At 66.9% G+C, this 19,010-nt stretch carries 20 protein-coding genes; 10 read left to right on the top strand and 10 right to left on the bottom strand.

All coding sequences use genetic code 11. The features are described from left to right. Position 1 precedes the first annotated feature (1 nt). A complete protein-coding gene (locus ACYX4P_RS13865) occupies positions 2-595 on the bottom strand; it encodes a nitroreductase family protein (protein ID WP_248119046.1) in 594 nt (197 codons plus the stop codon). Between the two features lie 45 nt (positions 596-640). On the opposite strand from ACYX4P_RS13865, the gene ACYX4P_RS13860 reads away from it, so the two are divergent. Both ACYX4P_RS13860 and cysE read left to right on the top strand, forming a co-directional pair. After that, a complete protein-coding gene (locus tag ACYX4P_RS13860; RefSeq protein WP_248119047.1) occupies positions 641-1,270 on the top strand; it encodes an NUDIX domain-containing protein in 630 nt (209 codons plus the stop codon). 17 nt (positions 1,271-1,287) lie between these two features. Beyond that, positions 1,288-2,115 carry a serine O-acetyltransferase gene (gene cysE / locus ACYX4P_RS13855; protein ID WP_248119049.1) on the top strand — a complete coding sequence of 276 codons (828 nt, stop codon included), beginning with the start codon at positions 1,288-1,290 and terminating at the stop codon, positions 2,113-2,115. 7 nt (positions 2,116-2,122) lie between these two features. Here the strand turns inward: cysE and ACYX4P_RS13850 are convergent, their stop codons facing one another. Beyond that, a complete protein-coding gene (locus ACYX4P_RS13850) occupies positions 2,123-2,266 on the bottom strand; it encodes a hypothetical protein (protein WP_248119051.1) in 144 nt (47 codons plus the stop codon). A gap of 191 nt (positions 2,267-2,457) precedes the next feature. Here ACYX4P_RS13850 and ACYX4P_RS13845 point away from each other — a divergent pair, with 191 nt between their 5' ends. After that, positions 2,458-2,667, top strand: a complete 210-nt coding sequence (locus ACYX4P_RS13845; protein WP_248119054.1) for a DUF3126 family protein — start codon at positions 2,458-2,460, stop codon at positions 2,665-2,667. 24 nt (positions 2,668-2,691) lie between these two features. Here ACYX4P_RS13845 and ACYX4P_RS13840 read toward each other — a convergent pair whose 3' ends face one another. Beyond that, on the bottom strand, positions 2,692-3,492 hold the full coding sequence (locus tag ACYX4P_RS13840) for a DUF4198 domain-containing protein (protein ID WP_248119056.1): 801 nt from the start codon (positions 3,490-3,492) through the stop codon (positions 2,692-2,694). 122 nt (positions 3,493-3,614) lie between these two features. On the opposite strand from ACYX4P_RS13840, the gene ACYX4P_RS13835 reads away from it, so the two are divergent. Further along, complete coding sequence (locus tag ACYX4P_RS13835; protein ID WP_248119057.1) at positions 3,615-4,316, top strand: AIM24 family protein; 702 nt, start codon at positions 3,615-3,617, stop codon at positions 4,314-4,316. Positions 4,317-4,351: 35 nt separating this feature from the next. Here the strand turns inward: ACYX4P_RS13835 and ACYX4P_RS13830 are convergent, their stop codons facing one another. Together ACYX4P_RS13830 and ACYX4P_RS13825 are read right to left on the bottom strand one after the other, a co-directional pair. Further along, positions 4,352-4,594 (bottom strand): DUF2164 domain-containing protein, encoded by a 243-nt coding sequence (locus ACYX4P_RS13830; RefSeq protein WP_248119060.1) that lies wholly within the window; start codon positions 4,592-4,594, stop codon positions 4,352-4,354. After that, positions 4,591-6,513, bottom strand: a complete 1,923-nt coding sequence (locus ACYX4P_RS13825; protein WP_248119145.1) for an ABC-F family ATP-binding cassette domain-containing protein — start codon at positions 6,511-6,513, stop codon at positions 4,591-4,593. The genes ACYX4P_RS13830 and ACYX4P_RS13825 overlap by 4 nt, the downstream gene beginning before the upstream one ends. A 46-nt stretch (positions 6,514-6,559) precedes the next feature. Between ACYX4P_RS13825 and ACYX4P_RS13820 the strand changes: the two genes are divergently transcribed. The 4 genes from ACYX4P_RS13820 (at position 6,560) to ACYX4P_RS13805 (ending at position 8,146) form a co-directional block, all read left to right on the top strand. Next, positions 6,560-6,901 (top strand): type II toxin-antitoxin system Phd/YefM family antitoxin, encoded by a 342-nt coding sequence (locus ACYX4P_RS13820; RefSeq protein WP_248119062.1) that lies wholly within the window; start codon positions 6,560-6,562, stop codon positions 6,899-6,901. After that, a complete protein-coding gene (locus ACYX4P_RS13815; protein ID WP_248119064.1) occupies positions 6,898-7,317 on the top strand; it encodes a type II toxin-antitoxin system VapC family toxin in 420 nt (139 codons plus the stop codon). The genes ACYX4P_RS13820 and ACYX4P_RS13815 overlap by 4 nt, the downstream gene beginning before the upstream one ends. A gap of 77 nt (positions 7,318-7,394) precedes the next feature. Beyond that, on the top strand, positions 7,395-7,814 hold the full coding sequence (gene ndk, locus ACYX4P_RS13810) for a nucleoside-diphosphate kinase (protein ID WP_248119067.1): 420 nt from the start codon (positions 7,395-7,397) through the stop codon (positions 7,812-7,814). A gap of 131 nt (positions 7,815-7,945) precedes the next feature. Continuing rightward, entirely contained in the window at positions 7,946-8,146 is a 201-nt protein-coding gene (locus tag ACYX4P_RS13805; protein WP_248119069.1) for a glycine zipper 2TM domain-containing protein, read from the top strand. Between the two features lie 80 nt (positions 8,147-8,226). Here the strand turns inward: ACYX4P_RS13805 and ACYX4P_RS13800 are convergent, their stop codons facing one another. Both ACYX4P_RS13800 and purN read right to left on the bottom strand, forming a co-directional pair. Beyond that, on the bottom strand, positions 8,227-10,281 hold the full coding sequence (locus ACYX4P_RS13800; RefSeq protein WP_248119071.1) for a M13 family metallopeptidase: 2,055 nt from the start codon (positions 10,279-10,281) through the stop codon (positions 8,227-8,229). A gap of 164 nt (positions 10,282-10,445) precedes the next feature. Beyond that, positions 10,446-11,048 (bottom strand): phosphoribosylglycinamide formyltransferase, encoded by a 603-nt coding sequence (purN, locus tag ACYX4P_RS13795; RefSeq protein ID WP_248119073.1) that lies wholly within the window; start codon positions 11,046-11,048, stop codon positions 10,446-10,448. 140 nt (positions 11,049-11,188) lie between these two features. Here purN and ACYX4P_RS13790 point away from each other — a divergent pair, with 140 nt between their 5' ends. Continuing rightward, complete coding sequence (locus ACYX4P_RS13790; protein WP_476069812.1) at positions 11,189-12,802, top strand: S10 family peptidase; 1,614 nt, start codon at positions 11,189-11,191, stop codon at positions 12,800-12,802. 22 nt (positions 12,803-12,824) lie between these two features. Here the strand turns inward: ACYX4P_RS13790 and purM are convergent, their stop codons facing one another. After that, a complete protein-coding gene (gene purM, locus ACYX4P_RS13785) occupies positions 12,825-13,862 on the bottom strand; it encodes a phosphoribosylformylglycinamidine cyclo-ligase (RefSeq protein ID WP_292048141.1) in 1,038 nt (345 codons plus the stop codon). A gap of 79 nt (positions 13,863-13,941) precedes the next feature. Here purM and rnd point away from each other — a divergent pair, with 79 nt between their 5' ends. After that, a complete protein-coding gene (gene rnd / locus ACYX4P_RS13780; RefSeq protein ID WP_248119080.1) occupies positions 13,942-15,090 on the top strand; it encodes a ribonuclease D in 1,149 nt (382 codons plus the stop codon). Between the two features lie 161 nt (positions 15,091-15,251). Here the strand turns inward: rnd and ACYX4P_RS13775 are convergent, their stop codons facing one another. Together ACYX4P_RS13775 and ACYX4P_RS13770 are read right to left on the bottom strand one after the other, a co-directional pair. Continuing rightward, positions 15,252-16,739: a Ppx/GppA phosphatase family protein gene (locus ACYX4P_RS13775; RefSeq protein WP_248119082.1), complete on the bottom strand. Its 1,488-nt coding sequence runs from the start codon at positions 16,737-16,739 to the stop codon at positions 15,252-15,254. After that, positions 16,739-18,955: an RNA degradosome polyphosphate kinase gene (locus ACYX4P_RS13770; RefSeq protein ID WP_292046385.1), complete on the bottom strand. Its 2,217-nt coding sequence runs from the start codon at positions 18,953-18,955 to the stop codon at positions 16,739-16,741. Before ACYX4P_RS13770 ends, ACYX4P_RS13775 begins: the two co-directional genes overlap by 1 nt. Between the last annotated feature and the right edge of the window lie 55 nt (positions 18,956-19,010).

Raw genomic sequence — 19,010 nt, 5'->3', positions numbered from 1 at the left:
CTTACGGCAGGCGTGTGACCTTGGTCGACATATCCGGGCGCGGTCGCTCCAGCGCCGGTTCGTCCAGCGTGCCGATGTGGATGAAGCCCGCGACGCTCTCGTTCTCGCTGACCCCGAACAGGGGCAGGGCCTGCGGATCGTAGCTGTACCAGTCGGTGATCCAGCTGGCGCAATAGCCGAAGCCGCCGGCCGCGTGCTCCAGGTTCATGCACACCGCCCCGGCCGACAACTGCTGCTCCCAGATCGGCTTGGCGTTGGGGACGGGGGTGGAGACGACTAGGATGGTGACGGGCGCGGCGGTCAGCTTGGCCAGCACCGCCTGGTCCTTGGCCGGGCCGTTCCTCAGCTCGACCAGCACCGCCAGCTTGCCCGCGATCTCGGCGCGCGACTGAGGCCCCAGGACCACGAAGCGCCAGGGAAACAGCTTGCCGTGATCGGGCGTGCGGGCGCCCAGGGCCAGGATGTGATCCAGTTCGGCCGGCGACGGGCCGGGCGCGACCAGCGCCTGGGCCGGGGCCGAGCGGCGCTGGGCCAGCCGATCCAGGAAAGCCTTGGACGGAACGGGCGGGGGAAGGGGCTCGTTTAGCGCGGTCATGCCGTCTAGCTAGGCTTTCGACCGCCCATCCGCCATAGGTCGTCCATGCGCAATTCCGATGAACCGAAATGGGCCGAGGGTCTGGCCAAGCCGCCGGCCTGGCGCAGCGACGGAACCGAGACGGTGTTCGACAGCCCGTGGATGGCCCTGACGCGGCACCCGGCGACGGCGCCGACGGGGATGAAGGCCGACTACGCCGTGGTGCGGTTCAAGAATGTGGGGACCGGCGTCCTGCCCGTGCATGACGACGGGACCGTGACCCTGGTGGGCCAGCAGCGGTTCGCCCTGGCCAACTATAGCTGGGAAATGCCCGAGGGCGGAGCGCCGCTTGACGAAGACCCGTTCGACGGCGTGCGGCGCGAACTGGCCGAGGAGGCAGGGCTGCGCGCCGAACACTGGGCGCCGGCGCTGAAGGTCGAGATGTCCAACTCCATCACCGATGAGATCGGCATGACCTGGATCGCCTGGGGCCTGTCGCCCGCCCCGACGGCGCCCGATCCGACCGAAGTGATCGCCGTGGTTCGCGTGCCGTTCCAGGATCTGCTGGACGAGATCGGGCGGGGGACGGTGCGCGACGGGCTGACGGTGGCGACGGCCTACAGGGCCTACCATATGGCGATGGTCGGCGAACTGCCCCAGGCGCTGGCGCAGGCCATGCTGAGGCGGGTAGGATGAGCGCGAAGGAGCCGGTCATGGCCAAGCTTGAAGTCGTCGCGGAAAACGAAACCGAAAGCGTGTGGCGCCAGCTGCGCGCCTCGGCCGAGGCCGCCTCGCGCGAGGAACCGCAACTCGGTTCGCAGATGAATGCGGTGATCCTGTCGCACGACGACCTAGCCGGCGCGCTCAGCTTCCAGATCGCACGCAAGCTGGCGGACGGCGAAATGAGCGCCATGTCGGTGCGCGAGGTCTGCCTGTCGGCGTTCAAGGCCGATCCGTCGATCGTCGAGGCGGCGGAAGCGGACCTGCAGGCCGTGGCCGAACGCGACCCGGCGATCCGCAACCTGTTGCAGCCGTTCCTGTATTTCAAGGGTTTCCAGGCCTTGCAGGGCTGGCGCGTGGCGCACTGGCTTTGGGGGCAGGGACGCGAGACCTTGGCCTTCCACTTCCAGAGCCGGATTTCGGAGCTGTTCCAGTTGGACATCCACCCGGCCGCGCGGCTGGGCAAGGGGCTGTTCCTGGACCATGGCACCGGCATCGTCATCGGCGAGACGGCGGTGGTCGGCGACGACGTATCCATGCTGCACAACGTCACCTTGGGCGGGACGGGGGCCGAGCGCGGCGACCGCCACCCCAAGATCGGCAAGGGCGTGCTGCTGGGCGCGGGGGCCAAGGTGCTGGGCAATATACACATCGGCGACTACGCCAAGGTGGCGTCCGGCTCGGTGGTGCTGAAGGCGGTGCCCACCGGCTGCACCGTGGCGGGCGTGCCCGCGCGTCTGGTCAACTGCCCCACCGGGGCCGAGCCGGCGCGGACCATGGATCACACCCTGGCCGACGTGGTCTATGACTTCGTGATCTGAGCGGGCGTCAGCCGTGCGGCGACGCCGGCCCGTGATGGAACAGGGCCATGGCCGTCATGGCGCAGGCCAGGACGACCGGCGAGGCCAGAAGCGCCCGCCGACAGCGGTGAGCGATATAAAGCGCTTCGCCGACCATGATCGACAACAGCATCTGCGTTTCCCCCGAAACGAACGGTGACACTTATCTGACGTCGCCGCGCGTCGGGGGCCGTAAAGGAAAATGAACGACGCCGCACATTTTCCGTTCAGCCGGTCGCGGGTGTGGAAAATGACGGGCGGCGGTTCCCCTGACCCCCGGACTTCTCTAGGGTCCGCCGCCAATCCAAGACCATGAGGCCATCCGTGAAAGACACCGACCTGAAGCGCATCGAGGGCCACCTCAAGCGCACCTTCAACACCGGCGGCATCATCGTGAAGGCCCGCCCCAAGCAAAACGATTCGGCCGAGGTCTATGTCGGCGATGAGTTCATCGGCATCGTCTTCGAGGACGAGGACGAGGAAGGCTCCTTCATGTTCGAAATGGCCATCCTGGCCGAAGACCTCCCGGACTGAGACGACGATAGGCTCGCCTGACCTTCAGCCCGCGTGGGCGATGAAGGTCAGGGTGTGGGTGTAGCTGCGATAGGGCGTCGGCGCGCCCGCCGGGGCGGCGATGCGGTGACGCACCTGGGTCATATAGGCGCCCGGTTCGGCGACCCTGAGCGTGATCCGGCCCGAGGCGTCGGTGCGGGTTTCGGTCTCGATCTTGCGGCCGTCGTACTGGCCCGCCTCGCGAAAGACGGTCACGTCGCCGCCCGCGACCGGCTGGCCGTCGAACAGCAGGCGGAAGGGCGCGTCCTCGCCCGCCACGATGTCGCCGGGCTGTATCAGGGGCTGAAGCTCCAGCCCATGGCCCGAGGGTTTCAGCGCCGCGTCGTCGGGCGCGCCGCGCACCACATAGACGTCGGCGACCGTGATGCTCTGCACATCGACCAGTTCGGCCCCGGGCGGGGGCGGCGCGTCCTCCTCGCCCACCATCTTCCAGCCGGATGGCGTCTGATACATCTTGGCGGCCCGCCCCTCGCGCGCGCCGGACGACAGGCGATACAGACCGTCCACCGGCGTCGGCGCCTCGAACACCGTCAGGTCGCGCAGATAGGTGACGGTGGTGATCGGCGTGTCGCCGTTCGGCCCGACCACGTGGAAATGGTCGGAGCGCATGACAACCTCGGCGTTGAACACATCCTCGGTAAAGGCCGCCTCGACCGTTACATGGTCGCGGTTGGTCGCGTCGAAGACGTTCGGCCGCAGATAGGGCGAGTGGGCCTGGGCGGCGCCGGCGCCCCATGCGGCGAGCAGGCTGGCCAGCAGGCTGGCGTGAAGGATGGGTCTTGTCATGCTCGGCCTCTTGCGTCCGTTCAATCATATAATATTGCGAGGCGTTTGCAATATTATGGCCTTGCGTGAAACGACGATGTGCGGCCAGGCTGAGCGTCCGTGAAACACCGATCGAGGTCGCCATGCCCGTGAAAACCGTCGCCGAATTCGTCGCCGCCTACAGAGAGAAGGACGTCAGCCCGGACGCCTTTGAACTGGAAAACGCCTATCTGCTTGAGGTTCGGCTGAACGGATCTGTCTGGGCCAAGTCCGGCGCCATGGTCGCGCGCACGGGCCAGGTGAAGTTCACGCGCCAGGGTCTGATGGAGCAGGGCCTGGGCAACCTGCTGAAGAAGGCCGTCAGCGGCGAGGGCATGGTCCTGATGAAGATGGAGGGCCAGGGCCGCGTCTATCTGGCCGACACGGGCAAGAAGATCACTCTGCTGCGGCTGGATAACGAGACCATCTTCGTCAACGGCAACGACGTGCTGGCGCTGGAGACGGGGATCAGCAACCAGATCACCATGATGAAGCGGGTCGCGGGGATGATGTCCGGGGGTCTGTTCAACGTGAAGTTGAGCGGAAGCGGGATCGTGGCCATCACCTCCCACTACGACCCGCTGATCCTGAAGGTCAGCGCGGCGACCGGCCCGGTCTTCACCGACCCCAACGCCACCGTGGCCTGGTCAGGCAGCCTGTCGCCGGAAATCGCCACCGACATCTCGCTGAAGACCCTGGTCGGACGCGGCTCGGGCGAGAGCATCCAAATGAAGTTCGCCGGCGAGGGCTGGGTCGTGGTCCAGCCCTACGAGGAAACCTATATGCAGGCCAACAGCGGCGGCTGAGGCGATGGGGCGGGGTGGCGTGACGCGCCCCGCCGTCACTCCGCGCGTTCCAGCCCCGCGATGGCTTCGCCGATGTCGTCGGCCTTCTTCTTCAGCACGGCCTGGGCGTCATAGAGGGCGCGGTTGTAGAAGAAGGGGCCGATCTCGCGGGCGAGGAAGTCGATCAGCATCTCGGCTGGAAGATCGCGCAGTTCGACGTCCAACTCGTCCCGGAAATAGGGGCGCAGCTTCGCCGTGACGGCGGCGACCTCCTCGCGGCTGAAGCGGATGGGCGTCATGCGACCTCGGCCAGGGCTTCCTCCGCCGCGACCCAGGCGGCCTCGGCGGCGGCCAGATCGGCCTCGGTCTTGGCGCGGGCGCGGGTCAGGCCTTCCAGGGCTTTTGGATTGCTGACCGAGGCGGAAGCCATGTCGTCGTCGATGCGGGCGATCTCGGCGGTCAGGCGGGTCATGGTCTCCTCGGCCTTCTTCACCGCATGACGCAGCGTCGAGGGGGAAGGGCCTGATCGTTTTTTGTTGCTCCTATCGCTCGCGCCGCCGCCTTTCGAAGAATTGGCGCTCGCTGCTTGAGGGGCGCCCGCGGCGGATTTGGCTTCGTCCTTCTTGATCTGGCTGGGCTTGGCGATGGCCTGTTTGGCGCGGTCCAGGACGAACTTGGCGTAGTCGTCCATGTCGCCGTCGAACGGCTTCACCGTGCCGTCGGCGGCCAGCCACAGCCGGTCGGCCACCATTTCCATCAATGAACGGTCGTGGGTGATCAGGATGACGGCGCCGGTGTAGTCGTTCAGCGCATCCAGCAGGGCGCGGCGGCTGTCGATGTCCAGGTGGTTGGTCGGTTCGTCGAGGATCAGGACGTGAGGCGCGTCCATCGCCACCATGTTCAGCAGCAGGCGCGCGCGTTCGCCGCCCGACAGGCTGTCGACCGTGGTCTCCTGCTTCTCATAGCCCAGGCCGAACTGGGCCAGTTTGGAGCGGCGGGCGCTTTCGGGCGCGTCCGGCATGGCGCGGCGGACGATCTCCAGCGGCGTGTCGGTGGGGTCCATCGCCTCGATCTGGTGCTGGTGGAACCAGCCGACCTTCATCTTCTTGTCGCGGTGCAGTTCCCCCTCCGACACGTTCAGGGCGCCGGCGATCATCTTGGCGAAGGTCGACTTGCCCGCGCCGTTGACGCCCAGCAGGCCGATCCGGTCGTCCAGATCCATCCGCAGGTTCAGGTTCCGCAGGATCGGCTTGCCGGTCTCATAGCCGACATTGGCCCGCTCCAGCCGGATCAGGGGCGGGGCCAGCGGGCGCGGCGGCGAGGGCAGGGTGAAGGGGGCGACCCGTTCCTCGATGGTGGTGGCGACCGGCTGCATCTTCTCCAGCCGCTTCATGCGCGACTGGGCCTGAGCGGCCTTGGAGGCCTTGGCCTTGAACCGATCCACGAAGGCCTGAAGGTGGGCGCGTTCGGCGTCCTGCTTGGCCTTGGCCGACAGCTGCAACCGGGCCTTTTCCGCCCGGGCCTTTTCGAAGGCGTCGTAGTTGCCGGTGTAGAGGGTCAGGGTGTGGTTCGCGAGGTGCAGAATATGGGTGCAGACCTCGTTCAGCATTTCCCGGTCGTGGGAGATGATCAGGGCCGTGTGCGGGTATTTCTTCAGCCGCGCCTCCAGCCACAGGGCGCCTTCCAGATCGAGGTAGTTGGTCGGTTCGTCCAGCAGCAGCATGTCCGGTTCGGCGAACAGGGCGGCGGCCAGGGCCACGCGCATCCGCCAACCGCCCGAGAACTCCGACATCGGCCGGGCCTGGTTCTCCTGATCGAAGCCCAGGCCGACCAGGATTTCGGCGGCGCGGGCGGGCGCGGCGTCGGCGTCGATCTCGATCAGGCGCGACCAGATCTCGCCCATCTCCTCCGGTTCCGCCGTCTCCAGCCGACCCAGCAGGGTGTGGCGCTCGACGTCGGCCTCCAGAATGGTGTCGATGACGCTGACGGGGGTGGCCGGGTGTTCCTGATCGACCGAGCCGATCCGTGCGGTCTTGGGCAGGCTGATCTCGTCGCCATTGGCGTTCAATTCGCCCAGGATCAGCTTGAACAGCGTGGATTTGCCGATGCCGTTGCGCCCCACCAGACCGACCTTGGCGCCGGGCGGCAGGCTGACGGAGGCGTCGACGAGGAATTTGCGGCCCCAGGCGTTGAAGGTCAGGTCGGTGATCTGGAGCATGGTCGGCGCATGGACTTTCTGACTGGTCATCTCTATATGACCAGTCATGACGTATGATCTTGTAAGCGGCGAGGTCGTCATAACGGCGACGGAGTTCAAGGCCAAGTGTCTGGACCTTTTGGACCGCGTGAACTCGGGCGCTGTGAAGAAGGTTCACATCACTAAACGGGGCAAGGAGGCTGCCGTTCTGGTTGCTCCAGAAGCAGCGGCCGAAGAGCCTTGGAATCCCCACAGCATGTTCGGGAGCATGAAGGGCTCGCTCGTGATCGACCCAAGCATCGATTTGGCGAAACCCATTTACGAACAGGTGTTTGGAACGACGGTCGAGGCCGATATGGGGGTGGACGATCCTGAACACGACCTCAAGCTCGGACTACGCGAGGAATGAGCGACGGTGTGCTGCTCGACACCCATGCTCTGATCTGGATCGTTTTGGGGGCGTCCATTCGTGAAGAAGCTGCCGCTGCGGTTGTGGCGGCCAGCACCAACGGCGGTGTCCACGTGTCCGCTGCGACGGCATGGGAGTTGGGAATAATCCGCCAGAAACGGTCGTTGGAGGTCGTGATCGGTGGAGACGTCAGGGGCTGGCTGTCCAAGGCGGTAAGGGCCACGCGCGCGCATCTGCTGTCTCTTGACGTTGATCTGATGCTTGATGTGAACGAGTTGCCTGATCTAACCCATCGAGACCCGACCGATCGAATGCTGATCGCCACAGCACGCGCTCATGATTTGACGCTCATCACCCGCGACCGCGCCATCCTAGCCTATGCGGCGGCGGGTCACGTGCGCGCCGTCGCCTGCTGAAACGGCGGCTTGGCGCGGGGACGGCGCGTCGCTATAAGCCCGCGACCTTCAATCGACTGAACAAGAAGTCACATCCCATGACCGAACGCACCTTCTCGATCATCAAGCCCGACGCCACGCGCCGCAACCTGACCGGCGCGATCAACGCCGTGATCGAAGGCGCCGGCCTGCGCATCGTGGCCCAGCGCCGCGTCAAGCTGTCGACCGACCAGGCCAAGAAATTCTACGAAGTCCACGCCGAGCGTCCGTTCTACGGCGAACTGGTCGAGCAGATGACGGCCGAGCCGGTCGTGGTTCAGGTGCTGGAAGGCGACAACGCCGTGGCCGCCTATCGCGAAGTCATGGGCGCCACCAACCCGGAACAGGCCGCCGAAGGGACCATTCGCAAGCAGTTCGCCCTGTCGATCGGCGAAAACTCGGTCCACGGTTCGGACAGCCAGGACAACGCCAAGATCGAGATCGCTCAGTTCTTCACCGACGACCAGATCGTCGGCTAAGGCCCGAGGCCGCGCGAGGGACCGCGTCCCGAGCATAGCGACACCTAGAATGAAAGGCCCGCGTTCGGAACCGGACGCGGGCCTTTTCCGTTCGGTCAGCATCGTCCCCCTCGCTGTCTCGGAGAAGACTTATGAAGACCCTCATCAAACTGGCCCCCGTCGTCGGCGTCGTGGCCCTGCTGGCCGCCTGCGGCCAGACCATGGAACAACGCGCCGCCACCGGCGCCCTGGGCGGCGCGGTCGCCGGCCAGGCCATCGGCGGCAATACCGGCTCGACCGTGGCGGGCGCCGCCATCGGGGCCGTCGCCGGCGCGGCGACGAAGCCCCGCTAAATCCAGGGCCTCAGGGCCGGATGACAAAAAGGCCCGGAGCGTACGCTCTGGGCCTTTTCTGCGTCTGACGTCGAGCGCGCTTACCAGATGCGCGCGCGGGCGTCCGGCGCGATATATTCCTTCTGGTCCGGCGAGACGCCGAAGGCGGCGTACCAGGCGTCGATGTTGCGCGGAGACGTGGCCGCACGCACCGGCCCGGGCGAGTGGGGATCGGTGGTCAACTGCTCCTTCAGCGCGGCCTCGCGCGATTTCTCGCGCCACACCTGCGCCCAGCCCAGGAAGACGCGCTGATCCCCCGTCAGCCCGTCAATGACCGGCGCCGGCTGGCCGTTCAGCGACTTGTGATAGGCGTCCAGCGCCAGCAGCAGGCCGCCCAGGTCGGCGATGTTCTCGCCCATGGTCAGCTCGCCGTTGACGTGCACGCCGGGGATCGGCTCCAGCTTGTCGTAGATGGCGCCCAGCACCTTGGCGCGCTCCTCGAAGCGGGCGGCGTCCTCCGGCGTCCACCAGTCGCGCAGCACCCCGTCGCCGTCGGACTTGCGGCCCTGGTCGTCGAAGCCGTGGGTGATTTCGTGACCGATCACCGCGCCGATGCCGCCATAGTTGACGGCCGGGTCCGCGTTCGGATCGAAGAAGGGCGCCTGCAGTATGGCGGCGGGGAAGACGATCTCGTTGCGCGGCGGGTTGTAATAGGCGTTCACCGTCTGGGGCGTCATGCCCCATTCCAGCGGATCGACGGGCTTGCCGATCTTGCCGCGCTTGTAATCCCATTCGAAGGCGGCCGAGCGTTCGACGTTGCCGTACAGATCGTCAGGCTTCAGCTCCAGCCCGTCATAGCTGCGCCATTTGTCGGGATAGCCGATCTTCACCCCGAACTTGGACATCTTGTACAGCGCCTGTTCGCGCGTCGGCTCGCTCATCCAGTCGACGTGCTTCAGCCGCTCGGTCATGGCGTCGCGGATATTGCCGACCAGGGCCTCCATCTGCGCCTTGGACGAGGCGGGGAAGTGCAGGCGGACGTATTCCTGGGCCAAGACCTCGCCCAGCTGACCGTCGACCAGGGCCACGCCCCGGTTCCAGCGCGGGCGGTTCTCGGGCTGGCCGCGCAGCGTCTTGCCCCGGAACTCGAAGCGGCTGTCGACGAAGGCCTGCGACAGATAGGGGCTGGCCTGATCGACCACGTTGAACGCCTGCCAGGCCTTCAGCGTCTCGATCGGGGTGTCGGCGAACACCTGGGCGATGCCGGGGATGGCGGTGTTCTCCATCAGCACCAGGGTCTCGACGTCCGTCACCTTGGCGCCCGACAGGAAGGCGGCCCAGTCGACGCCGGGGGCCAGGGTCGGCAGGTCCGCCGCCTTGGCGGGATTGTACAGCTTGTCGATCTGGCGGCGCTCGACCGTGGTCCAGTGCTTTTCGGCCACCTTGGTTTCGAAGGCCAGGATGTCGGCGGCGGACTTGGCCGGATCGGTCCAGCCGATGGCCGTCAGTGTCCGGGTCAGATAGGCCAGATAGGCTTCGCGCTGAGCGGCGAAGTCCGGCTTCAGATAGTAGTCGCGATCCGGCAGCCCCAGGCCGCCCTGACCCAGATAGGCCGAGTTCATGTCCGGCTTCTGCAGGTCCTCGAACACGTCGAGGCCGAACAGGGAGGCGCCGAAGCCTTCGTGGCTCTGCCCCATCAGGCGGGCCATGCCGGCGTGGTCCGTGACGGCCTTGACCGCCGCCAGGTCGGCGGCAAGCGGAGTCGCCGCCAACTGATTGACGCGGGCCTCGTCCATGAAGCTGGCGTAAAGGGCGCCGACCTTCTGGGCGTTGGCGTTGGCCGGATTGGCGGCGCTGGCCTCGATGATGGCCTTCAACTGCGCCTGGGCGTTTTCGTACAGCACGTCGAACGGGCCGAAGCGGGCCTTGTCCGCCGGAATCTCGGTGGTGCGCAGATAGGTCCCGTTGGCGTATTCGTTGAAGTCGTCGCCTGGCTTCACGGTCGTGTCACGCCCGGTCAGGTCGAAGCCCCAGGTTCCGAACGGAGAAGGCGCGCCCGGCAGACCGTGCGAATGCTCCTGGGCCGAGGCCGCGCCGCCGGTCAGGGCGACGACGATACAGGCCGAACAGGCGGCCATCAGACGAATGCGATTCATGGAAGACAGGGTCCCGATTTTGATCGGCGGCACCATCGCGCCGGTGCGGCGGTCTGTCGCATGACGTTTTTGTAATCTTCGGGGCGGTTCGGTCGGGAAGCGAAGGCTGCTCTTGAGCCCGTCATCCCAGGTCTCGTGCCCAGGATGACGAATGGGGGCGGGGCCTAACCCCGCCCCAAATCTCTGCAGAACGCGCCCAGCACGCGCGGATACAGCTCATGCTCGGCCGTCTTGACCCGTTCGGCTAAGGCCTCCGGCGTATCGTCCGCGACGATCGGCACGCGGGCCTGACCCAGGATCGGGCCTTCATCGACGCCTTCGGTCACCAGATGCACGGTGCAGCCCGCCTCGGCGTCGCTGGCGGCTATGGCGCGGGCGTGGGTGTCTAGACCTGGATACAGCGGCAGAAGGCTGGGGTGGATGTTCAGCATCCGTCCGCGCCAGCCGCCGACCAGCCAGGGCGTCAGCACCCGCATATAGCCGGCCAGGGCCACGACCTCGATCCCGGCGCTTCGCAGCACGCCGTCCACCGCCCGCTCATGCGCCTCGCGGTCCTTGCTGAACGGCTTGTGGGCCACGGTCGCCGTGGTCACGCCCTTGGCCGCCGCGATGGCCAAACCGCCCGCGCCCTCGATGTTGGACACCACCAGCGCCACTTCGTAGCCGCTGTCCGTCCGCTGCCCCGCATCGATCAACGCGGCCATGTTGGACCCGGCGCCGGAAATCAGGACGGCGACGCGGACGGGCGGTAGGGGGGAGGACGACATGGCCTCGCATTGGCCGGGCGGGCGGCGGTTGGCAAGACGAAACGCGAATGACCCTTGTGGTCGGCTCCACCGGGACGTTAGCCTGTAACGTCGGCCGCGCGGCGAGGGGTTGCGGGTCGGCGCGTACAGGGGACTATCGTATGGACAGACTGATCTGCCTCGCGGCCATCGCCGCGATGTTGGGCGCGCCCGTGGCGGCGCTGGCGCAGGAGAGCGGCGCCAACAACAGCAGCAGCAACAACGGCGGGGGCGCGTCGATGCGCTCCGCGACCGACCGATTCCGCAACGCCAACGCTGAGGCCATCGAGAAGGACTGGGCCCGCGCCCCGGTGCAGGAGACCGAGGTGGTCACCGCCCATTCGGTCAACGCCCACGGCAAGACCCTGCGCTATCACGCGACGGCGGGCACCCTGACGATCCGCGACGATGCGGGGATGCCGACCGCCAGCCTGTTCTACACCGCCTATACGCTGGACGGTCAGCCGGTCGGAACGCGGCCAGTGACCTATCTCTACAACGGCGGGCCGGGCTCGCCGACCGTGTGGCTGCACATGGGCTCGTTCGGGCCGATGCGGGTTCAGACCGACGGGCCGACCGTGGTCCGCCCCGCGCCGTTCGCCTTCGGCCCCAACGACCAGACCCTGCTGGACCAGACCGATCTGGTCTTCATCGATATGGTCGGGGCCGGCTTCTCGCGGCCGCTGGGCGAGACGCCCGGTTCGACCTTCTGGGGCGTGGACGGCGACGCCGACGCCTTCGCCCGCGCCATCATGCGATACACGACCAAGTTCAGCCGCTGGTCCAGTCCGAAATACATCATCGGCGAATCCTATGGCACGCTGCGCACCGGGGCCGTGGCCTTCCAGTTGGAAGATCGGGGGATGTCGCTGAACGGGGTCGTTCTGCTGTCGTCGATCATGAACTATGGCGTGCGCCAACCGGGCTATCCGCAGAACTTCGTCACCCTGCTGCCGACCTATGCGGCGACGGCCTGGTATCACAGGAAGCTGGCCAATCCGGCCGCCACGGTCGATGAGCAGGTTCAGCGTGCCCGCGACTTCGCGCTGGGGCCCTACGCCTCGGCCCTGGCCAAGGGGCATATGATCTCTCAGGCCGAGCGCGCCGACATCGTGCGCCAGATGAGCGAACTGACCGGCCTGTCGACCACCTTCATCGACAACGCCAATATGCGCGTGGACCTGAGTAGCTTCCGCAAGGAGCTGCTGCGCGACCGGCGCCAGACCATCGGCCGGCTGGACACCCGCTACCTGGGTCTGGACGAGGACGCTTCAGGCGGGGAGCCCGAGGATGATCCGTCCAGCTCGGCCGTCACCGGGGCCTATTTCGGCGTCTTCCGCGATTATGTGGCCAATCAGCTGAACTACAAGACCGACGTCGAATACCGGATGTCGGCGCGGGGCCTGCCGGGCTTCAACTGGAACTGGAGCCACCGTCCGCCGGTGGGCGGGCCGCAGACCACGCCGAACACCGCCGTCGACCTGGCCACGGCGATGCGGCGCAACCCGTATCTCAAGGTCATGTCGCTGAACGGCTATTACGACGCCGCCACGCCCTTCTTCTCGACAGAGTTCGACCTGGCGCAGATGATGCTGGAGCCCAGCATCCGGCCGAACCTTGAGTTCACCTACTACGAGGGCGGGCACATGATGTATCTGAGCCACGACGCCCTGGTGAAGCTTCACACCGATCTATCGCGCTTCTACGCCCAGACGGCGAACGGCGGCGCGCGGTAGATGCAAAGGCGTTGGAAGCGGCTCAGGCCGCTTCCAACTGTCCGCAGACGAAGGCGACTTCGCCGGCGTTGAGCAGGGCGGCAAGGACCGGCTCGGCGTTTTCGGGCGAGACAATCAGGATGAAGCCGACGCCGCAGTTGAAGGTGCGGCGCATCTCGTGGTCGCTTATGCCGCCGGTTTCGGCCAACCACTGGAACACGGCGGGCATGGGCCAGGCGTCCCAGTCGAACTTGGCCTGCAGACCCTCGGCGATGCAGCGGGGCGGGTTTTCGATTAGGCCGCCGCCGGTGATGTGGGCCGCGCCCTTGACCAGGCCCGCCTTCATGATCGGCAGGACCGGCTTCACATAGATGCGGGTCGGCTCCATCAGGGCCTGGGCCAGCGAGCGGTCCTTGGCGAAGGGGGCGTCGTCGCCCCAGGCCAGGCCGGACTTCTCGACCACCTTACGCACCAGCGAATAGCCGTTGGAGTGCGGGCCGGTGGAGGCCAGGCCGATGATGATGTCGCCCGCCGCCTGACGATCCAGATAGGGCAGGGCGTGGCCGCGCTCGACGGCGCCCAGGCTGAAGCCCGCCAGGTCATAGTCGCCGTCGGTGTACATGCCCGGCATTTCGGCGGTCTCGCCGCCGACCAGGGCCGCGCCAGCCTGACGGCAGCCTTCGGCGATGCCGGCGACGACGCGGCGGGCGGCGTCGATCTCGAGCCGGCCCGTGGCGTAATAGTCGAGGAACAGCAGCGGTTCGGCGCCCTGGGCCAATAGGTCATTGACGCACATGGCGACCAGATCGACGCCCACGCCGTCATGGCGGCCCGTTTCGATGGCGATCTTCAGCTTGGTGCCCACGCCATCGGTGGTGGAGACGATCAGCGGATCCTCGAACCCGGCGGCCTTCAGGTCGAACAGGGCGCCGAAACCGCCCAGCGAAGGCTCCGATCCGGGGCGGGCCGTGGACTTGGCCAAGGGCTTGATGTGTTCGACCAGCATTTCGCCGGCGTCGATGTCCACGCCCGCATCGGCGTAGGTCAGGCCGTTTTCGAGAGGCTTTTGGGTGTCGCTCATGGATCTTGGGCCTGGAATCGGGGCGGAAATGCAGCGCGGGTCTTGCCACACATGGGTTGCGGGGGGCTATAGCACCGGAATGACGCCGATCACCACCAATGAGGCGCTGGCCGAGTTCTGCGCCCGCGTATCCTCCGCCCCCTTCATCACGGTCGATACCGAGTTCATGCGGGAAACGACCTATTGGCCCCGGCTGTGCCTGATCCAGGCCGCGTCGGCCGACCATGCCGCGATCATCGACCCGATGGCCGAGGGGCTGGACCTGGAGCCGTTCCTTGACCTGTTGCGCGACGAGAGGATCATCAAGGTCTTCCACGCCTGTCGCCAGGATGTGGAAATCTTCGTGCGGCTGGGCGCCATGCCCAAACCCCTGTTCGACACCCAGGTCGCGGCCATGGCGGCGGGCTTTGGCGAGCAGGTGGCCTATGATTCGCTGGTCCGGCAGACGCTGCGGATCGAGGTGGACAAGGGCAGCCGCTTCACCGACTGGGCGCGTCGGCCGCTGTCCGACAGCCAGCTGGTCTATGCGCTGGGCGACGTGACCCATCTGGCGGCCCTGTATCCCAAGCTGCGCGACCGGCTGCAGAAGGAAGGGCGGCTGGACTGGGTGATGTCGGAGATGGAGGGGCTGACCGATCCGGCCCTTTACGACACCAATCCCGAGAACGCCTGGAAGCGGCTGAAGCCCAAGAAGTTCTCGGCCAAATATCTGGCCGCCTTCAAGGCCGTGGCCGTCTGGCGCGAGCGCGCGGCGCAGGAGCGGGACCAGCCGCGCGGCCGCATCCTGAAGGACGAGGGCGTGGACGAGATCGCCCAGCAGACCCCCACCGACCCGGACGCCTTCAACCGTCTGCGTTCGGTGCCCAAGGGATTCGGCGGTTCGCGCCTGGGGCTGGAGCTGGCCGAGGAGCTGAAGCGCGTCCTGGCCGATCCTGAAGCCTTCGCGCCCGAAATGGAGCGCCCGGCCCACCGTCAGCCCGCCCCGCCATCGGTGGTCGAACTGCTGAAGGTGCTGCTGAAGGCCAAGAGCGACAACGCCGGCGTGGCCTCCAAACTGATCGCCACGGTCGCGGACCTGGAGAAGATCGCCATCAGCGACGACGCCGACATCGACGCCATGAAGGGCTGGCGTCGCCAGATCTTCGGTGAGGATGCACTGAAGCTGAAACGCGGCGAGATCGCCCTGGTGCTGAATGGCGCGCGGGTGGAAGTCGTCGAGATCGAGTAGCCTGAACGTCTCCTACCCGCCTTGCGGGGAGGGGGACCGCGAGGCGATGGAAGGGCTCTTGAAGTCCCACAGGCGCCCGTGACGCGGCTTAGAGCCCCTCCGTCACGGCGCGGAAGGCGCGCCGCCCCACCTCCCCACTCAGTGGGGAGGAGCCTTTGGCCTCAAATCCTCAGCCCCAGCTCCATCGCCTCGGCCAAGGCCTTGGCGCGCTTCTTCGTCTGTTCGCCCAGCAGGACGTCGGCGTAGCCTTCCGTCGCGGTCAGGCGCAGGTCGCCGCCCTTCACGCGCGCCGTGGCGTTGGCCAGCAGTTGCGGCGATCGGCCGGACAGGTCGCAGGCCAGCCGGATGGCCAGGCCCAGGGCGCGGGCGCGTTTGGCCGCGTCGCCGTCCAGCAGCCGGTCGATGACCTCGGGCTGGGGCGTGGCGGGCGCGCCGCCGTAGCGGGCGTTCAGGGCGCTGGCCAGGAAGGCGCGCTCCACATGGCTGATGCCGGCGACCGGCGCGCGCAGCACCTGGTCGAACACAAGCTCCAGCCGGTGGTCCGGGTGCAGACGAGCGCCCAGGTCCGCCAGCCGACAGGCGGCGCCGACCAGGACCGCGTCACGTTCCTTTCCGAACACCTCGGGCAAGGCGGCGACGATCTCGGAAATCCAGCCGTTCAGCGCGCCGGGCAGGGCGGGGGCCACGCCTTGGCGGCCGCCCAGCGCCGAACAGCCCGCCAGCAGCGGATCGGCGGTGCGCGTCGCCTCGTCCAGTGTCTCGAACAACAGGCCCTCGCGCACGCCCCAGGCCGACATCTCGATCTGTTTCAGGCCCAGATGTTTGATCAGCGCCTCCAGGACCAGGCCGGCGTAGGGCAGGGTCTCGGCGCGCTTCTTGGACACGCCGGGCAGTTTGGCCAGGCCGGCGACGGACTGTTGCGCCACCAGACGCGCCGTCTCCAGGGCGTCTTCGGCCGACATCTGATACTGATGCACGACCCGCAGCGGATAGGATTTCAGCGTCATCTGCACCTGCGCCAGGGTGCGCCACGCGCCGCCCACGGCATAGAGGCGATCGCTCTTGAACTGGGCCGCGACGGGCTTCAGCGCCTGGTCGATGCGGGTCTTGATCCGGTCGGCGTCGAATCCCTTGCCCTCGGCCAGGGCGAAGGGCCCCAGCGGCAGGGTCAGTCCGTGCTCCACCCCGTCTCCGTTCAATCGGGTCAGCTCCAGGCTGGCGCCGCCCATGTCGGCCGAGACGCCGTGCGCCATGGGCGCGCCGGCCAGCACGCCCATGGCGGCGTATTTTGCCTCTTCCCCGCCCGACAGGACGCGGATGTTCAGACCGGTCTCGGCGGCGACACGCTCGCAGAACTCAGGCCCGTCCAGGGCTTCGCGCACGGCGGCGGTGGCGGCGATCAGGGTCGCGTCCGGCCGCACGCCCTCCAGCACGGCGGCGAAGCGGCGCAGCGCCGTCATGGCCATGACCACGCCCTCCGGCGACAGTTTGCGCGTCGTCGGCAGGTCGCGGCCCAAGCCGGCCAGCACCTTCTCGTTATAGACGGTCCAGATCGCCCGGCCCTCCAGCCGGTACAGCACCAGCCGCACCGAGTTGGAGCCGATGTCGATGGCCGCGATGTCGCGGTCGGTCAGCACGGCGTCGGGCATCAGCGGCCGGGACGCTCGTATCGAAGCACGGCGGGCAGGCTCTTGGCCTTGCGGCCACGTCCCGAAAGGCTGGGATTGGTCATGAAATATTTGTGGGCCGAGAAGGGCCGCTCAGGATCGGCGGGCGCGACGCGGGTATAGCGCCCCTCGGCGTCCAGCACCCAACTTTGTGCGTCGTCCTTCAGGTTGGCCACCATGATCTGGTCCAGCACCTGGTCGTGGACCGTAGCGTTGCGGATCGGCGTCATCAGCTCGACCCGGCGATCCAGGTTGCGCGTCATCCAGTCGGCGGACGAAATGAAGACCTTGGCCTTGTCGTGCGGCAGGTCCTTGCCGTTGGCGAAACAGACGATGCGGCTGTGTTCCAGGAAGCGGCCGACGATGGACTTGACCCGGATGTTCTCCGACAGGCCCGTCACGCCGGGCCGCAGGCAGCAGATGCCGCGCACCACCAGGTCGATCCGCACCCCCCACTGGCTGGCGCGATAGAGGGCGTCGATGATCTCCACGTCCACCAGCGAGTTCAGCTTGACCCAGATGGCGGCGGGCTTGCCCATGGCGGCGGCCGACATCTCCTTGCCGATCAGTTCGATCAGCGTGGACTTCATGTTCAGCGGCGACACCACCAAGGCTTCCAGATGGTCGGGCGTCGCATAGCCGGTGATGTAGTTGAACACCTTTGTCGCATCGCGCCCCAGGACGGGATCGCAAGAGAACAGCGACAGGTCTGTGTAAACCTTGGCCGTGACCGGGTGATAGTTGCCGGTGCCGAAGTGGCAATAGGTCTTCAGCGCATCGCCTTCGCGGCGGACAACCACGCTGACCTTCGCGTGGGTCTTGTATTCGACGAAGCCGAAGACGACGTGGACGCCGGCCCGCTCCATCGCCCGCGCCCAGCGCAGATTGGCCTCTTCGTCGAACCGGGCCTTCAGTTCGACCAGGGCGGTGACGTTCTTGCCGTTCTCGGCCGCCTCGATCAGGGCGGCGACGATGGGGCTGTCCTTGGAGGTGCGGTACAGGGTTTGTTTGATCGCGATCACGTTCGGATCGCGCGCCGCCTGACGCAGGAACTGAACCACCACGTCGAAACTCTCGAACGGGTGGTGGATCAGCATGTCCTTTTCGCGGATGGCGGCGAAGACGTCGCCGCCGTTGTCGCGCACCCGTTCCGGATAGCGCGGCTCATAGCCCTTGAACTTCAGATCCGGGTGGCCGCCGCCGATCAGGTCCGACAGCTGGGCCAGACCCAGCATACCGTCCACCAGAACCACGTCCTGAGGCGCCGCCTCCAGTTCGCCCACGATGAAGTCGCGCAGATCGGCGGGCATGGAGGCCTCGATCTTGACCCGCACGACCGAGCCCAGGCGACGCTGCTTCAGCGCCTCCTCGAACTCCAGCACCAGATCCTCGGCCTCTTCCTCGATCTCGATGTCTGAATCGCGGATCAGGCGCAGCACGCCCTTTTCCTGGACCTCGCAGCCGGGGAACAGGTGGTCGATGAACAGCAGCAGCACGTTTTCCAGCGTGATGAACCGCTTGTGCCCCGGCGTGGAACGGCCGTCGGTGGGCAACTCCCAGAACCGGCGGACCTGGGTCGGCACGGGCACCAGGGCGTAGAAGGTCTTGGTCTCGCCCTTGCGCTTCAGCTTAAGCGCCAGAGAGAAGCCCAGGTTCGGCAGGAAGGGGAAGGGGTGCGCCGGGTCGATGGCCAGGGGCGTCAGCACCGCGAACAGCTGGTTCAGGAACTCGGGCTCCAGCCGCTCGCGCTCGGTCTTGGTGATGCGCTGGCGATCGACGACCTCGATGCCGGCGACGGTCAGCTCCTTCTTCAGCTGACGCCAGCGCAACTGCTGCTCGGCCATCAGTTCGCCGGCGGCGACATTGATCCGCTCCAGCTGTTCGGCGGGCGTCAGACCATCGGAAGACAGAACCCGCACCCGCTCGCGCAACTGCCCCTTCAGGCCGGCGACGCGGGTCATGAAGAACTCGTCCAGATTATTGGCCGAGATGGACAGGAAACGCAGCCGCTCCAGCAGCGGATGGTTGGCGTTGGCCGCTTCCTCCAGCACCCGCTCGTTGAAGGCCAGCCAAGAGGTCTCGCGATTGAAGAACCGGCTGGGCGAGGCCAACAGCTCTTCGCTGAGGGCCAGCTGGGGGGCGCGAGAGGCGGGAACCTCTTCGCCTCGGGTGTCGTCGTGGATCGCGGCGTCGGTCATGACCCGGTTCTCGCGCGCGTCTGTGACGGCCGCAAGCGGGCGCGGCGAAAATCGT

This window comes from Brevundimonas sp. ABV4_179, assembly GCF_056311945.1.
Note: the sequence above shows the minus strand (reverse complement) of the source record. Positions and strands in the feature narration are given on the sequence as shown.

Coding starts and splice junctions, on each gene's coding strand:
- ACYX4P_RS13815 (WP_248119064.1), top strand. CDS start 6,898: ATGAGCGACGGTGTGCTGCTCGACACCCATGCTCTGATCTGGATCGTT.
- ACYX4P_RS13830 (WP_248119060.1), bottom strand. CDS start 4,594: ATGACGCCCATCCGCTTCAGCCGCGAGGAGGTCGCCGCCGTCACGGCG.
- rnd (WP_248119080.1), top strand. CDS start 13,942: ATGACGCCGATCACCACCAATGAGGCGCTGGCCGAGTTCTGCGCCCGC.
- purN (WP_248119073.1), bottom strand. CDS start 11,048: ATGTCGTCCTCCCCCCTACCGCCCGTCCGCGTCGCCGTCCTGATTTCC.
- ACYX4P_RS13775 (WP_248119082.1), bottom strand. CDS start 16,739: ATGCCCGACGCCGTGCTGACCGACCGCGACATCGCGGCCATCGACATC.
- ACYX4P_RS13860 (WP_248119047.1), top strand. CDS start 641: ATGCGCAATTCCGATGAACCGAAATGGGCCGAGGGTCTGGCCAAGCCG.
- ACYX4P_RS13790 (WP_476069812.1), top strand. CDS start 11,189: ATGGACAGACTGATCTGCCTCGCGGCCATCGCCGCGATGTTGGGCGCG.
- ACYX4P_RS13805 (WP_248119069.1), top strand. CDS start 7,946: ATGAAGACCCTCATCAAACTGGCCCCCGTCGTCGGCGTCGTGGCCCTG.
- ndk (WP_248119067.1), top strand. CDS start 7,395: ATGACCGAACGCACCTTCTCGATCATCAAGCCCGACGCCACGCGCCGC.
- ACYX4P_RS13800 (WP_248119071.1), bottom strand. CDS start 10,281: ATGAATCGCATTCGTCTGATGGCCGCCTGTTCGGCCTGTATCGTCGTC.
- ACYX4P_RS13825 (WP_248119145.1), bottom strand. CDS start 6,513: ATGCTCCAGATCACCGACCTGACCTTCAACGCCTGGGGCCGCAAATTC.
- ACYX4P_RS13770 (WP_292046385.1), bottom strand. CDS start 18,955: ATGACCGACGCCGCGATCCACGACGACACCCGAGGCGAAGAGGTTCCC.
- ACYX4P_RS13850 (WP_248119051.1), bottom strand. CDS start 2,266: ATGCTGTTGTCGATCATGGTCGGCGAAGCGCTTTATATCGCTCACCGC.
- cysE (WP_248119049.1), top strand. CDS start 1,288: ATGGCCAAGCTTGAAGTCGTCGCGGAAAACGAAACCGAAAGCGTGTGG.
- ACYX4P_RS13835 (WP_248119057.1), top strand. CDS start 3,615: ATGCCCGTGAAAACCGTCGCCGAATTCGTCGCCGCCTACAGAGAGAAG.
- ACYX4P_RS13865 (WP_248119046.1), bottom strand. CDS start 595: ATGACCGCGCTAAACGAGCCCCTTCCCCCGCCCGTTCCGTCCAAGGCT.
- ACYX4P_RS13840 (WP_248119056.1), bottom strand. CDS start 3,492: ATGACAAGACCCATCCTTCACGCCAGCCTGCTGGCCAGCCTGCTCGCC.
- purM (WP_292048141.1), bottom strand. CDS start 13,862: ATGAGCGACACCCAAAAGCCTCTCGAAAACGGCCTGACCTACGCCGAT.
- ACYX4P_RS13820 (WP_248119062.1), top strand. CDS start 6,560: ATGACGTATGATCTTGTAAGCGGCGAGGTCGTCATAACGGCGACGGAG.